This is a genomic window from Tenacibaculum adriaticum (assembly GCF_008124875.1).
GTDB lineage: Bacteria > Bacteroidota > Bacteroidia > Flavobacteriales > Flavobacteriaceae > Polaribacter > Polaribacter adriaticus.
This window is the reverse complement of record NZ_VNIA01000007.1, coordinates 31,431-45,232: the sequence shown is the minus strand read 5'-3', so window position 1 is coordinate 45,232 and position 13,802 is coordinate 31,431. Positions and strand designations below refer to the sequence as shown.

16 protein-coding genes are annotated in these 13,802 nt (G+C 29.7%); 11 read left to right on the top strand and 5 right to left on the bottom strand.

Features of this window, described 5'->3' with window-relative positions; all coding sequences use genetic code 11:
- Positions 1–58: 58 nt before the first annotated feature.
- Genes C7447_RS13920 through C7447_RS13910 form a run of 3 tightly spaced genes read left to right on the top strand, consistent with a single transcriptional unit; the run spans position 59 to position 2,640 of the window.
- On the top strand, positions 59–700 hold the full coding sequence (locus tag C7447_RS13920) for a DUF4159 domain-containing protein (protein ID WP_148871128.1): 642 nt from the start codon (positions 59–61) through the stop codon (positions 698–700).
- Complete coding sequence (locus tag C7447_RS13915) at positions 684–1,598, top strand: bile acid:sodium symporter family protein (RefSeq protein ID WP_148871127.1); 915 nt, start codon at positions 684–686, stop codon at positions 1,596–1,598. The genes C7447_RS13920 and C7447_RS13915 overlap by 17 nt, the downstream gene beginning before the upstream one ends.
- 1 nt (position 1,599) lies before the next feature.
- Complete coding sequence (locus tag C7447_RS13910; protein ID WP_148871126.1) at positions 1,600–2,640, top strand: lysophospholipid acyltransferase family protein; 1,041 nt, start codon at positions 1,600–1,602, stop codon at positions 2,638–2,640.
- Here C7447_RS13910 and C7447_RS13905 read toward each other — a convergent pair.
- From C7447_RS13905 to C7447_RS13885, 5 genes are all read right to left on the bottom strand, one after another.
- Complete coding sequence (locus C7447_RS13905; RefSeq protein ID WP_148871125.1) at positions 2,630–5,551, bottom strand: glycoside hydrolase family 3 N-terminal domain-containing protein; 2,922 nt, start codon at positions 5,549–5,551, stop codon at positions 2,630–2,632. The genes C7447_RS13910 and C7447_RS13905 overlap by 11 nt on opposite strands.
- 38 nt (positions 5,552–5,589) lie before the next feature.
- Positions 5,590–6,075 carry an ABC transporter ATPase gene (locus C7447_RS13900; protein WP_148871124.1) on the bottom strand — a complete coding sequence of 162 codons (486 nt, stop codon included), beginning with the start codon at positions 6,073–6,075 and terminating at the stop codon, positions 5,590–5,592.
- 12 nt (positions 6,076–6,087) lie between these two features.
- The gene (locus tag C7447_RS13895) at positions 6,088–6,504 is read right to left on the bottom strand and encodes a hypothetical protein (protein ID WP_148871123.1); all 417 of its coding nucleotides are present in this window, start codon (positions 6,502–6,504) and stop codon (positions 6,088–6,090) included.
- Between the two features lie 9 nt (positions 6,505–6,513).
- Positions 6,514–7,341 carry a 3'-5' exonuclease gene (locus tag C7447_RS13890; protein ID WP_148871122.1) on the bottom strand — a complete coding sequence of 276 codons (828 nt, stop codon included), beginning with the start codon at positions 7,339–7,341 and terminating at the stop codon, positions 6,514–6,516.
- Between the two features lie 66 nt (positions 7,342–7,407).
- Positions 7,408–8,262, bottom strand: a complete 855-nt coding sequence (locus tag C7447_RS13885; RefSeq protein ID WP_148871121.1) for a PPK2 family polyphosphate kinase — start codon at positions 8,260–8,262, stop codon at positions 7,408–7,410.
- A 145-nt stretch (positions 8,263–8,407) separates the two neighbouring features.
- Here C7447_RS13885 and C7447_RS13880 point away from each other — a divergent pair, with 145 nt between their 5' ends.
- The 8 genes from C7447_RS13880 (at position 8,408) to C7447_RS13850 (ending at position 13,800) form a co-directional block, all read left to right on the top strand.
- Positions 8,408–8,911 carry a flavodoxin family protein gene (locus tag C7447_RS13880; RefSeq protein ID WP_148871120.1) on the top strand — a complete coding sequence of 168 codons (504 nt, stop codon included), beginning with the start codon at positions 8,408–8,410 and terminating at the stop codon, positions 8,909–8,911.
- A 119-nt stretch (positions 8,912–9,030) separates the two neighbouring features.
- On the top strand, positions 9,031–9,927 hold the full coding sequence (locus C7447_RS13875; protein WP_148871119.1) for a DnaJ C-terminal domain-containing protein: 897 nt from the start codon (positions 9,031–9,033) through the stop codon (positions 9,925–9,927).
- Between the two features lies 1 nt (position 9,928).
- Entirely contained in the window at positions 9,929–10,225 is a 297-nt protein-coding gene (locus tag C7447_RS13870) for a chaperone modulator CbpM (RefSeq protein WP_148871118.1), read from the top strand.
- A 409-nt stretch (positions 10,226–10,634) separates the two neighbouring features.
- A complete protein-coding gene (locus C7447_RS13865) occupies positions 10,635–11,498 on the top strand; it encodes an SDR family oxidoreductase (protein WP_148871117.1) in 864 nt (287 codons plus the stop codon).
- A gap of 16 nt (positions 11,499–11,514) precedes the next feature.
- Complete coding sequence (locus C7447_RS13860; protein ID WP_148871116.1) at positions 11,515–12,432, top strand: helix-turn-helix domain-containing protein; 918 nt, start codon at positions 11,515–11,517, stop codon at positions 12,430–12,432.
- A gap of 167 nt (positions 12,433–12,599) precedes the next feature.
- Entirely contained in the window at positions 12,600–12,767 is a 168-nt protein-coding gene (locus C7447_RS14875) for a hypothetical protein (protein ID WP_170246047.1), read from the top strand.
- Between the two features lie 56 nt (positions 12,768–12,823).
- Positions 12,824–13,156, top strand: coding sequence for an ArsR/SmtB family transcription factor (locus tag C7447_RS13855; protein ID WP_148871115.1), 333 nt, complete (start codon positions 12,824–12,826; stop codon positions 13,154–13,156).
- Positions 13,157–13,188: 32 nt separating this feature from the next.
- Positions 13,189–13,800: an arsenate-mycothiol transferase ArsC gene (locus C7447_RS13850; protein WP_148871114.1), complete on the top strand. Its 612-nt coding sequence runs from the start codon at positions 13,189–13,191 to the stop codon at positions 13,798–13,800.
- The last annotated feature ends 2 nt before the right edge of the window (positions 13,801–13,802 follow it).

Below are 13,802 nucleotides of genomic sequence, written 5' to 3'. Positions count from 1 at the left end.
ATTCTTATGATGCTCTTGTTATTTTCATTTAGTATATTGCTAATTATTCATAAATGCAATGAACAAATTCTTATCTCTTTTTTTTCTGCTAATATTTAATTTAGTCAGTGCTCAGCAAATTGCTATTTTGAAATATAATGGTGGTGGAGATTGGTATGCAAATCCAACTGCTTTACCTAACCTTATAGATTTTACCAATCAAAACTGTAGAACTTCAATCGATAAGAATATCGCCACTGTTATACCAAATGATGAGGACATTTTTAACTACCCTATACTATTTATAACCGGACATGGAAATATTTTCTTTTCGGAAGATGATATTAAAAATTTAAAAAGGTATTTAATATCTGGTGGCTTTTTACATATTTCAGATAATTACGGATTAGACAAATATGTGAGAAGAGAAATTAAAAAGGTTTTTCCAGATTTAGAATTTAGAGAAATCCCTAAAAACCATCCTATATATCATCAAACTTTTTCATTTGTTAATGGATTACCTAAAATTCATGAGCACGATAAAAAATCACCCCAAGGGTTTGGGCTTTTTTATGAAAATCGACTAATCATTTTCTATGATTATGAAAGTGATTTAAGTGATGGGTGGGAAGACGCAGAAGTTCATAACGACCCAAAAGACGTAAGAGAGAAAGCCTTAAAAATGGGAGCTAACATAATTGAATATGCTTTTAAAAACTAATCTAAATTTACAAATAGACGATATAAAAATCAACTTTGATACAGAAGCTCTTTGGATGCTTAATATTGCTCTTGCTATAATTATGTTTGGGGTTGCCTTAGGTATTAAAATTGATGATTTTAAAAGATTACTTAAAAACCCCAGGATATTATTTATTGGTATGTTATCACAATTTATTCTACTTCCTTCTCTAACATTTTTCGCTATTTTGTTAATAAAACCACATCCAAGTTTTGCTTTAGGTATGATGATGGTAGCAGCATGTCCAGGGGGTAATGTTTCTAACTTTTACAGTAAAATGGCAGGTGGGAATGCCGCTTTATCTGTTAGTTTAACTGCTTTTGCTACAATTATATGTATTGTTATGACACCTTTTAACTTGCAGTTTTGGGGAAGCTTACACGAACCTACAAACGCTATCTTAAAGACTGTAGAATTAAACCCATATGAATTGTTTAAACTAGTATTACTAATCTTAGGAATCCCTCTTATTTGTGGTATGCTCGTAAATCATTATCATCCAAATATGGCAGAAAAGATTAATAAAGTCATACGTCCATTTTCAATTATGGTCTTTTTAGTTTTAATTATTATTGCCTTATATGATAATGTTCATGTTTTTAAAAACTACATTCACTTGGTTTTTTTCTTAGTAATTTTTCACAATGTTTTTGCTTATATAATAGGCTATGCAACAGCTAAAATATTTGGTTTAAACAAACAAGATTGCAAAACAATTTCTATGGAGACTGGTATACAAAACAGCGGCTTAGGCCTATTACTTATCTTTGGTTTTTTTAATGGTTTAGGTGGTATGGCTTTATTAGCTGCTTTTTGGGGAGTTTGGGATGTTTTTTCTGGGATGGTCTTAGCTACTTATTGGGGGCGAAAACAATAATATGAAATTTATACTTTACTATATAATCAAAGCTATTATTCGAGCTGGATTATTTTTTTATGCTAAAAAAATAAAGATTTCTGGTAAAGAAAATATCCCCAAAAAAGGAGCTATTTTATTTGCCGCTAATCATCCTAACGGATTAATAGATCCTTTGATTATTGCTAGTAATATTTCAAGAAAAACATTTTTTTTAGTAAGAGCTGCCGTTTTTAACAACCCTATCATTGCTATTTTTTTTGATTGGTTAGGCATGATGCCTGTATACAGAATTCGAGATGGATATCAACAATTAACAAAGAATAATCTAATTTTTAAAAAATGCAGAAGACTTTTACATGATGAAAAAACTTTATTAATTTTCCCAGAAGGAACTCATTTAAGAAAACGTACTATTCGCCCTTTAAGTAAAGGTTTTACAAGAATTTTATTTGGAGCTTTAAATGAATACCCAACTTTAAAAATTTATGTAATTCCAGTAGGTATAACATTTCAAAACCCTTCTAAATACCCAAGTAAAGTTGCTATAAATTTTGGAATTCCAATACTAGCTAATGATTTTTATAACCCAAAGGAATTAAATAACTCAACCAACTTAATAAAAAAACAAGTCTCAGATCAGCTACAAAACCTATCAGTTCATATTCCTGATGATGAAAATTATCAAAAAAAAGAAGATCTTTTAAACAATCTACAAGTTGATTACACTGATGTAAATAACATCAACAAAATGATAATATCTGATAATTACCCTTCTAAAAAAGTAATTTCAAATAACACATCTCTTTTAAAAAATGTAATTATACTAAATAGTTTGTTTCCTTATTTAATCTGGAAAAAAGTCGCTAAAAAAATAACAGAAATTGAATTTGTAGATACTTTCCGCTTTGGATTGAGTATTATTCTTTTCCCGCTATTTTATTTTATTCAAAGTTATTTAATTTCTATTTTTTTTGGATGGAACACAGCTATTATTTATTTTACAACCTCTTTACTTTTAGTAGCCATTTATACAAAATTAACTCCTACTCCTACTGAATAGCTTCTTGAATTGTTTGTTGAATTTTAGTTCGAATATTACTTCTTACCAGTCCCATATTTTTCATTGTAGGATATGTTCTGTTAGATAAAAACACATACACTATACCACTTTCAGGATCTGCCCAAGTATACGTACCTGTAAACCCACTATGTCCAAAACTTTTATCAGAAACACAACCACAAGTTGGTTTTTCTTGTGGATTAATTTGTGGTTTATCAAAACCTAATCCCCTACGATTCCTCACATCTGCATAATAACGTGTATTGAATTTTTGTACTGTCTCGGGTTTAAAGTATTGTACACCTCCATAAGTACCTCCTTGTAAATACATTTGCATAATTTTAGCTACATCATTTGCATTTGAAAATAATCCTGCATGACCACCTACTCCTCCTAACATAGCAGCTCCCATATCATGAACATATCCTAGAATTAATTGATTACGGAAATATGTATCTTTTTCAGTAGGAACAATTTCTTTCACAGAAAATTTTTGTAAAGGCAAATATGAAGTTCTATCTAAACCTAAAGACCTATAAAACTCTTCATCTACTAATTCATTTAAAGGCTTTTTATATTTACTTTCTAAAACTTCTTTTATTATATAATATCCTAAGTCACTATACTTATAACCTAATCTTTCTCTTTGCTCAGACTCTCTAACAAGTCTTTGTATAGAATCCTTGTAAGAAGTATTTAAATATAAATTTTTAGCTACTTTGATATTGTATTTTTTTGATTTTTTAGAACTATAATAGCCTTTTAAATTTCTACCCGTTTTTTCATCTTTTGTTCTTAAATAAAAAGGAATCCAAGAACGTAAACGAGCGTAGTGGGAAAGGATTTCTCTTAACTCTAAAGTATCTTTATTGCTATCTTTATATGAAGGTAAAATATCTCTTAAACTCGAGTATAAAGATATTTTTTTATCTTCTTCAGCCTTCATTAACATAGGCAAGGATGCTAATATTTTAGTAAGAGACGCTAAATCGTACACATCGGAGTTTACTACTTTTAACGACCTACTTCCTGCATGATGTCCAAAACTTTTGTAAAAAACTACCTTACCATGTCTAGCTACCAAAACTTGTCCTCCCGGAGCCATTCTTTCATTTAAAATAGTATCTATGTATTGATCTATCTCTTCTAGTTTTTTAGACGACATACCTGCCGCTTCTGGTATGGTGTATTCTAATCTTCCTAAAGAATTTACAAAAATTCCATGACCTGCTTTAAAATTATTTTTTATAGAAACTGGTAATTTCCCTTTCATATCAAAAGCTCCAAAAAGTGCTTGTGCTGCAACTTCTTGGGATAATTTACTGTTTTGATAATCTACAATAATACCTTCTATGTTTTTAAAAGTTGTTACCTGTAACAAACTATAAGGACTTGCAAAAACATTTAGAATTACATTGTTCGTACGTGCAATTTCTTGCAACCAAACCAAATCTTTATTTGAAAACTTATATGATTTCCATGGATGATCATCTGATTTATGAAAACCAATAATCACCAAATTATAAGATTTCAACTTTTCGATAAGCTGATCTAAATGTTTTCCTACAACAACATCTACTCTAGTATAATTTTTAAGCATATCTACAAATGGAGTTCCGTCTCCATCTCCTAGAGAAACATATGCAATTTTCTTGTTTTCAAGGTTTGTTATAGGAATATCACCATTTTCATTCTTTAAAACTGTAATGGCATTTTTCATCAACTCGCGATGTAACAATTCATCTGTGGCTGAGTTTAATTCTAAAAATACATTTTCTTCATTAACTGGTTTATAGTTATTTAAACCTGCTAAATACTTAGCTCTTAATATTTTTCTTACTGAATGATTTAGTCTCTCTTCAGTTAGCATTCCTTTTTCTATAGATTCTTTAAATAATTTAATTGTTTGTGGAACATCTTGAGGAATTAACAATATATCATTTCCTGCAAGAATTGCTGCTAAATTTATTTCGGCTGGGGACGAATAATTAGCTGCTCCTTTCATATTTAACCCATCAGTAATCACCAACCCTAGAAATCCTAATTTTTGCTGTAACAAATCTGTTACTACATTTTTAGATAATGAAGAGGGTAATTTAGGATTATCTTCTAAAGACGGTATATTTAAATGTGCTGTCATTACACTCGCAACACCAGCGTCAAATTGTTTTCTAAAAGGATAGAGTTCTAAGGTGTCAATTCTTTCTTTTGAAAAATTGATTGTAGGTAATGTATAATGAGAATCGGCAGCGGTATCTCCATGTCCTGGAAAATGTTTTGCATTTGCTAATACACCAACTCTTTGCATTCCTTTCGTAAAAGCAATTGATTTTCGAGTTACATTTTCTTTCTTCTCACCAAAAGAACGATTTCCTATAATAGGGTTGTTAGGATTTGTATTAATATCTACTACAGGAGCAAAATTTATATGAATTCCTACTCTTTTACAATGCTCCCCTATGCGTTCTCCTAATTGTTCTATTAAACTTTTATCTTGAATGGCTCCTAAAGTCATGTTCCAAGGAAAACGATATGTATTTTTTAAACGCATGTCTAAACCCCATTCTCCATCAAAACCTATCATTAAAGGGACTTTGGTTGTTAATGCTTGATATTTGTTATTTAGTTCTACTTGTTTTTCTGGTGTACCTTGCATAAAAATTAAATTACCAACATGATATTTTTCTATCATCTCAGCAACATAGTTTTCATTTTTTACATCTTTGGTTGAATACGCTTGTATCATAAACAACTGTCCTATTTTTTCATTAATAGACATAGATTGCATAATAGTATCAACCCAAGCTTTTTGAACATCTGCATTACTTGCGCGTAACGGATCTACGCTTTGTGCTTTTAAACTCAAAATGGTTGATACAAAAAATAGTATCGTAAATATTTTTTTTAGCATTTAATTTCCCTTTATTTTCTTTTACTCTCAAACAATTACTACGCCAAAAAACGGTTATGCCAACTTTGATTTGCTTGTATTTCCCAATTGGTTTCAAAATCTTGTTTTGTGTTTACCATATTATTAAACACAATAGTTTCTCTTGTTATTTTTTTCTTTTTAGCAAATTCCTGAAAATCTGGTAGTTTTACAATATTAATAGTATCTCCATCTTTAAAAGAAACATTCATTTTATCCATTAAATCTACATTTAATTCTTGTTCTAATTCTTTTATAAAACGAACAGAAGCATCGATAGAACATCCCGAAACATTATTGAAATTTTCATCTACAGCTAATATTAAAAACTGATTATATTTTATAGTAAATGATCCTTTTAAATCGTCTCCATGACGCGTCCATTGATCGATGAACATAATTGCTTTTGCGCTTATATATTCAATTTCTTCTACAGTAAATTTTCTATCTGCTTGGTAAATCCAAACTCTTGAATTATCAGGTAATTTTTTATATTCTGTAAACATAATTATCAAATATTAATTGAATTTAAAACTATCATAAAGTTCAATTATTCTTTCTAATTTAACTCTTCTAAGCAAATTTCCATCTGTTGCTTGCAACCTTAAATATTCTCTTCGTAGTGACTTAATTCTTTCGTTTGCTTCATTAAATTCTAAAATATTATCAGAATTAAGCTCTTTAAAATCTGACGAAGACAATTTAAAATACAACAAAATAGCTTTTAAATCTTCTTCGCTTAACACTGATTTTGATTCAAATCCTTTGTTAGAATTTAAAACTCTAATATTAATATTATCAAAATGTATTTTTTTCTTAGAGTTTTTTAATAATTTAAAAGTTCTCTTTCCTTTAGTTTTATCTACTCCAGATGTAGTGTCTATAAAACCATTACTTAATAAAATTTTCACTAAGTTTTCGTTTGCTTCAAACATTTCCATATTTTATCTTAAGTTGAATTTTTGCTGTAAAGCTTCTAGTTTTTCCTTGTCTGTCATGGTCTCTTTAGGAACAGACATTCTTTCTTTTATTTGTCGTAATACCTTTTTGGTGTATAATGGAAAGTCTGCTTGTTGAATCCAAGAATTATATCCAGGGTTTTCTTTTAATACTTCTTCAACAGTTCTTCCTTTATATTTTCCAAAAGAAAAAATTTCTTCTTCATCTTCATTAAACAAAATGAAACCAGCAAAATCTGCTCGTTGTGTATGAGAAGAAAATTCACTTAATGCATCAATTGAATTTTCTATATCTTCATACTTATCCAACTGTGCTTTTAAAATTTCATAAGTTGCTAAGGTATCCGCTTCTGCTCCATGAGCACCTTCTAATTCTTTTCCACAATAAAATTCATATCCCGCACTTAACGTTCTCTGTTCTTTTTTATGAAAAATAACCTGTACATCTACCGCTTTTCTATTTTCCATATCAAAATCAATACCAGCACGCATTAATTCTTCTGCCAATAAAGGAATGTCAAATCGATTAGAATTAAATCCTGCTAAATCACTATCAGCAATCATTTCATCTATCTTTTGTGCTAATTCTTTAAAAGTAGGTTCTGTAACTACTTTTTCATTAGTAATGCCATGAATTGCTGTTGCTTCTGCTGGTATTTCAACTTCCGGATTCACTAACCAAGTTTTGCTCTCTTGCGTTCCGTTTGGGAAAATTTTTAATATCGATATTTCTACGATTCTATCGGTAGCAATATTAACTCCAGTAGTTTCTAAATCGAAAAATACGATTGGTTTTTGTAATTTTAATTCCATTTTTTTTAGGGTAACCTATTTATTTTGCTCTTAACTAAAGTTGATATTTTACGAGCAATTTGATATTTATTCGTTATGTAATTGTGCTTTAAACTCATCTATTTGGTCTAAAACTTTTTGTTGTAATTCGGGTTCTTGAAAATTATATTTTTGCATCTCTTCTAACAATGTTTTTGCAACAATATAACGCGCAGAGTCTTTATCATCTGCAGGTACTACATACCAAGGTGCATAATCTGTAGAAGTTTTATTCAATAAATCTTCATAACATTCTTCGTATTTATCCCACAATTTACGTTCCTTTAAATCCCCTGCTGAAAATTTCCAATTCTTTTTTTCAATTTCTAATCTACGTAATAACCTGTTTTTTTGTTCTTCTTTAGATAAGTTTAAAAAGAATTTTAAAACAATAGTACCGTTATCACTTAAATGTTTTTCAAACTGATTAATACGTTCCATTCTAGAATGGTAAAAAGCATCATCTAAATCGTCTAAACTATTTACAGTAGGTATATTTTCTGCAAAAACATATTCAGGATGTACACGCGTAACCAATACATTTTCATAATGGGTACGATTAAACACTCCTATTTTCCCCTTTGGTGGTAGCGCAACATAATGACGCCACATAAAATCATGTTTTAACTCTAACTCTGTGGGTACTTTAAAACTATGCACTATTACTCCACGGGCATTTACATCTTTAAAAACTTCACGAATTAGGCTATCTTTACCAGAGGTATCCATACCTTGTAAACAAACTAATATGCCATATTTACCTTCAGCATACATGGTGTCTTGTAGTTTACTTATCTTTTTTCTAAGTTTTTTTAATTCTTGTTTAGCCTCATCTATTATTTCAAAAGTTTGGCTATTTGCAAGTTTAATTTCTTTTGAAACCTTGTATTTTTTTAAATCCATCTACATTTTCGAATAATACGCTAAATGTATGAAATTTCTAGCGTTATACTATTGATTTCTTCTTGGTTTTTATCAATTTTTACAATGATTATTAACAAAAACTTTAATTTTTAAGTATGATTTTTAGCACTCAAAAATTAAACTAATGAATACAAAAGTTATTATACAAGGAAGTTCTCAAAGTTTTGGGAACACCTTTAAAATTGTGAATTATTTAAACAAAAACAACGATTTTGATGTAATAGATTTGGCTACTAAAAATATTGGTCATTATAGCTATAAATATATAAATTCAAATGATGATTTTTTACCATTGGTGGAAGAAATTATAGCTAAATACGACACGTTTGTTTTTGCAACTCCAGTATATTGGTACACGATGAGTGGAATATTAAAGGTTTTTTTTGATAGAATCTCTGACCTTATTCGAGTACATAAAGAACTTGGCAGACAGCTTAGAGGTAAAAAAATGGCAATGATTAGCAATTCTAATGGAAACGATTTACGTAACGGATTTACCATGCCTTTTATAGAAAGTGCCAATTATTTAGGTATGGAGTATTTGGCCGACACACACGCTTGGTTTGAAGGTGATAAGATTGATTCTAAAGCTAAAGAAAAAATAGACGCTTTTAGAAAATCCATTTAACTTGTTTCTAAACTTCTTTTTCAATAACTTAGCTATCGATGTATAAAATTTTTTAAGCCATTATTTTATCTTCAATTGTTATATACCCAATTAAAAACAACTATAATAAAAACAAATCAATGACATTTATAGATTATTATAAAATATTGGGCGTTGGAAAAACTGCAACAGAAAAGGAAATTAAAAATGCCTACCGAAAGCTAGCAAGAAAGTATCATCCTGATTTAAATCCTGACAACAAGGAAGCCGAAAAAAAATTCAAAGAAATTAATGAAGCCAATGAAGTATTAAGTAATTCTGAAAATCGTAAAAAATACGATCAATACGGAAAAGATTGGCAACATGCAGAAGAGTTTGAAAAAGCAAAACAGCAGCAACAATCTCAACATCAATATAGTCAGCAAGGGTTTTCAAGTGAAGATTTTTCAGAGCAAGATTTTTCAGATTATTTTGAATCTATGTTCGGAAGAACAGGAACTTATTCAAGACAAAGAAGTAAAACAAAATTTAAAGGTCAAGATTTTAATGCTGAATTACACCTTAATTTAAAAGATATTTACGAAGCTCATCAACAAATCATAACTGTAAATAACAATAAAATACGACTTACAATTCCAGCTGGTGTAGAAAACAATCAGATAATTAAAATACAAGGAAAAGGTGGAAAAGGGGTAAACGGGGGGCCAAATGGAGATTTATACATTAAATTTATAATAAACAACAATACACAGTTTAAGCGAGACGGAAACAATTTATATGCAAATATTGATTTGGATTTATACACATCAATTTTAGGTGGAGAAATTAATATAGATACTTTTAAAGGCAAAGCAAAACTTAAAATAAAACCAGGAACCCAAAACGAAACAAAAGTAAGATTAAAAGGAAAAGGATTTCCTATTTATAAACAAGAAGGTAAATTTGGCGATTTAATAATAACGTACCATCTTAAAATACCAACAAATTTAAGCGCAAAAGAAAAAGAATTGTTTAAAGAATTACAAAAATTAAGGTAAGATGACAAATAAGAATTTAATCTCAATAAAAAACCTTTGTTCTCATTATGAAATTGAGTTTTCTTTTGTTGATGCTTTAAACAAAATAGGACTCATTCAAATTGAAATTATTGAACAAAACCATTTCATCCATCAAGATCAAATAGGTGATTTTGAAAAAATGATTAGACTGCATACTGAATTAAATGTGAACTTGGAAGGTATTGATGTTGTGTTTAACCTTTTGGAAAAAGAAAAGGAATTACGTAATGAATTAAATACTTTAAAAAACAGGCTAAGACTTTATGAAAACGACTAACAACATTCTATAAAAGCTGGTTTTAATGATATAAATATTTTATTTCATCTAAAAATTGACTCAATTAATATTAAAAAACAAGGAGTCTTAATAGAAAAAAGGTAACTAAGTATCAGAAGAAACGATGACACAAAGATCATTTGCAAAACAAGACAGTAACAACTCTACCTATATTAAATTTACTCACCAAAAAAAATGCTTTTTTTAGAAATCAAGTTTAACTTGTTTCTTACTATATTTTTATTGAACTTCGCTATCGGTGAATATCCACAATTAAAACAGATAGATATTCTTTCACCTGTTGGCGGTAATGTGAAAAAAGCCGAAAACGATTACAACAAAGCAAGATTTGACTAAATTTATCGGCTGAATACTATGAAGCTTTGCATAAATCAAAAAGCAGATAATTATGCAAATATTAGTAACAGGAGCTACAGGTAATCTTGGTAGTTCGGTAATTGAAACTTTATTAAAGAATATTCCAGCTCAAAATATCTCTGCCCTTGTTCGAGAAGAGGAAAGAATAGTAGAGATACAAGCAAAAGGAATAACTATTTTTCAAGGCGATTATGATAATGTGTTCGCTCTTGAAAGTGCAATGGCGAATGTAGATACCGTGCTTTTAATTTCAGCAGGCGACCAAGGTGACCGAATGCAGCAACACAGAAATGTCATTGATACCGCTAAAAAATCAGGAGTTAAAAATATTGCCTACACAAGTAGGGCAATGCGGAATAGAGAAACACTCGCTCATCAACTTATGGAAGAACACTTTCTTACTGAAGATTATATTAAAGCAAGTGGACTAAACTATACCATTTTTAGAAACACCTTGTATATGGATGTTCTTCCTCTTTTTGTAGGCAAAAAAGTGTTTGAAACGGGTATTTTTCAACCTGCGGGAGATGGAAAAGTAACTTTTGCATTAAGAAAAGAAATGGGCGAAGCAATGGCAAATGTGCTGTCAAATGAAGATTGTAAAAACAAAACATACAAATTCACAAACAATGAAGCCTATTCATTTTATGATATTGCCAAGGCATTGACAACACTTTCAGGAATAGAAGTGAAATACAATCCAGTAGATATTTCTACATTTCAAGAAAGAATGAGACCGACAGGAATTCCAGAACCAATGCTTCAAAAAGTAGTTGAATTCAACACCGATATAAAAAACGGACAGGAAGACGAAATAACCAATGATTTAGAAACCAAATTGAGTCGTAAACCAACAACGCTAAAAGAAGGGTTAAAAATGCTCTTTGGATTATAAAAAATAACTTTGCTCTATGTTGAACTCAAAGCCATATAATATAAAATCCATAACTGAATATCATAAGGTTATGGATTTGCAGAAACCCGAACATCCGCTTATTAGTATTATAAAATTTGAGGATATAAAGCGTCACCAATCTAGTCCAATAAACATCACTAATGATTTCTATTCCATCGCTTTAAAAAAGGATTTTAATGCCAAATTAAAATATGGTCAACAGGAATATGATTTTGATGAAGGTGTATTGCATTTCATGTCTCCAAAGCAGGTGCTTTCTTTTGAATTCAGAACAGATGAAGAATTAAACCATAAGGGATGGTTATTACTTGTACATCCCGACTTCCTTTGGAACACTCCGTTATCAAAAAAAATAAAGGAATATAAATATTTTAATTACAAAATAAACGAAGCGCTGCATTTGTCTGACAAAGAGGAAAAAATGATTATTGGTGTAATGCAAAATATTGCTCAAGAATATCAAGCAAATATTGACCATTTCAGTCAAGATGTAATCATTGCACAGTTAGTTTTATTACTGACTTATTCAGAACGTTTTTACCAACGACAATTTACTACTCGAAAAATTACAAATCACACTATCTTAAACCAATTTGAAGAATTGCTGTCGGCTTATTATAGTAAAGAAAATTTAATAAGAAATACTATACCAACAGTTCAGTATTTTGCAAATGAGTTGAATCTATCTGCCAATTATTTAAGTCGCTTGTTAAAAAATTTAACAGGGCAAAGCACCAAACATTTCATACAAGATAAAGTAATTGAATTAGCAAAAGAAAAATTATCAACCACAGATTTAACAGTTAGTGAAATTGCATATGAATTAGGCTTTGAGCACATACAATCTTTTAGCAAATTATTTAAAAGTAAAACTGACTTTTCACCTTCTGAATTCAGGCAATCTTTTAACTGAAATAAAACACTACCACCAACAACACATATAAAAAATAGCGGTTTGGGTGCTAGCCTGAACCGTTTTTGTTTTTTATTAAGTATCTTGCTTATCGGAAAATAAAAGCATCTAAACCCGTAACTATTCTTATACTAAACCGATAGTGAAAGCACTAATATTAAATAAATATGCCAAAAAAAGGAAAAGCAAAAAACACCGTAAACAAAGCTAAACACACGAAGCTTTTAAACAGAAAATTAAATAAAGTGAAGCTAGAAAAAGAGCAAAACAAAGCGCGTTTAAAAGCTATTGTTAAAAAAGCTAACGAACTTAAAAACAAGGAGTCTGAAAAATAAATACACATAAAATTATTTTTTAAATATATTTATCGTAATATTGCAATGTATAAATTATGGGACTTACAAAATCAGAAATATTTACCAAAGAGCAAAACGAAATTGCTGCTATCGCCAAAGTGTTGGGTCATCCTGCACGTATTGCGATTATTCAGCATTTAATAAAAATGAAGTCTTGTATTTGTGGAGACTTGGTAGATGTTATCGGTTTGGCTCAACCTACTATTTCTCAACATTTAAAGGAATTAAAAAATATAGGTATAATAAAAGGAAACATAGAAGGCACAAGTGTTTGTTACTGTATTGATGAAAAGAATTGGAATGTTATAAAAAATACATTGAACGAATTTTTCTCTTTAAATTCAGACAATAACAATTGTTGCTCTTAAAAAAATTTGAATCTATTCATCGTAATATAACAATGAAAACAAACACAGCATTAAAGGAAACGATTTCAAAATTAAATATCTCTTCAATATCAAACGAAAGAAAAAAGGTTTTAAATCCGTTTGCTACTTATTTAAACGAAAAACTATCAAAAAAGGAACCTATACAAATTAATTTTATTTGTACTCACAACTCCAGAAGGAGTCATTTAGCACAAATTTGGATGCAAACCTTAACAGCACATTTCAACATGAATTCAATTTCTTGTTATTCTGGCGGAACGGAAGCTACTGCATTAGCAAAACCAGCTATAAAAACGTTACAAAAACAAGGTTTTCAAATAGAAAGTATTTCAGAAGGAAACAATCCTGTTTATGCTGTGAAATTTGATGAAAACTCTCATCCTGTAATTTGTTTTTCAAAAGAATATGCACACCCATTTAACCCAAAGTCTAACTTCCTTGCTATTATGACATGCTCTGAAGCAGATGGCGGGTGTCCTTTTGTTTCTGGATCAGAAAAAAGAATTCCAATAACTTATGAAGACCCTAAATTATATGACAACACAGATTTGGAAGAAGAAAAATATTTAGAAAGAAGCAATCAAATTGCAACCGAAATGTACTACATATTAAATCAATTATAATT

Bases quoted from the DNA above. Each gene is read 5' to 3' on its own strand.
- C7447_RS13920 (WP_148871128.1), top strand. From the start codon at position 59: ATGAACAAATTCTTATCTCTTTTTTTTCTGCTAATATTTAATTTAGTC.
- C7447_RS13915 (WP_148871127.1), top strand. From the start codon at position 684: ATGCTTTTAAAAACTAATCTAAATTTACAAATAGACGATATAAAAATC.
- C7447_RS13910 (WP_148871126.1), top strand. From the start codon at position 1,600: ATGAAATTTATACTTTACTATATAATCAAAGCTATTATTCGAGCTGGA.
- C7447_RS13905 (WP_148871125.1), bottom strand. From the start codon at position 5,551: ATGCTAAAAAAAATATTTACGATACTATTTTTTGTATCAACCATTTTG.
- C7447_RS13900 (WP_148871124.1), bottom strand. From the start codon at position 6,075: ATGTTTACAGAATATAAAAAATTACCTGATAATTCAAGAGTTTGGATT.
- C7447_RS13895 (WP_148871123.1), bottom strand. From the start codon at position 6,504: ATGTTTGAAGCAAACGAAAACTTAGTGAAAATTTTATTAAGTAATGGT.
- C7447_RS13890 (WP_148871122.1), bottom strand. From the start codon at position 7,341: ATGGAATTAAAATTACAAAAACCAATCGTATTTTTCGATTTAGAAACT.
- C7447_RS13885 (WP_148871121.1), bottom strand. From the start codon at position 8,262: ATGGATTTAAAAAAATACAAGGTTTCAAAAGAAATTAAACTTGCAAAT.
- C7447_RS13880 (WP_148871120.1), top strand. From the start codon at position 8,408: ATGAATACAAAAGTTATTATACAAGGAAGTTCTCAAAGTTTTGGGAAC.
- C7447_RS13875 (WP_148871119.1), top strand. From the start codon at position 9,031: ATGACATTTATAGATTATTATAAAATATTGGGCGTTGGAAAAACTGCA.
- C7447_RS13870 (WP_148871118.1), top strand. From the start codon at position 9,929: ATGACAAATAAGAATTTAATCTCAATAAAAAACCTTTGTTCTCATTAT.
- C7447_RS13865 (WP_148871117.1), top strand. From the start codon at position 10,635: ATGCAAATATTAGTAACAGGAGCTACAGGTAATCTTGGTAGTTCGGTA.
- C7447_RS13860 (WP_148871116.1), top strand. From the start codon at position 11,515: ATGTTGAACTCAAAGCCATATAATATAAAATCCATAACTGAATATCAT.
- C7447_RS14875 (WP_170246047.1), top strand. From the start codon at position 12,600: ATGCCAAAAAAAGGAAAAGCAAAAAACACCGTAAACAAAGCTAAACAC.
- C7447_RS13855 (WP_148871115.1), top strand. From the start codon at position 12,824: ATGGGACTTACAAAATCAGAAATATTTACCAAAGAGCAAAACGAAATT.
- C7447_RS13850 (WP_148871114.1), top strand. From the start codon at position 13,189: ATGAAAACAAACACAGCATTAAAGGAAACGATTTCAAAATTAAATATC.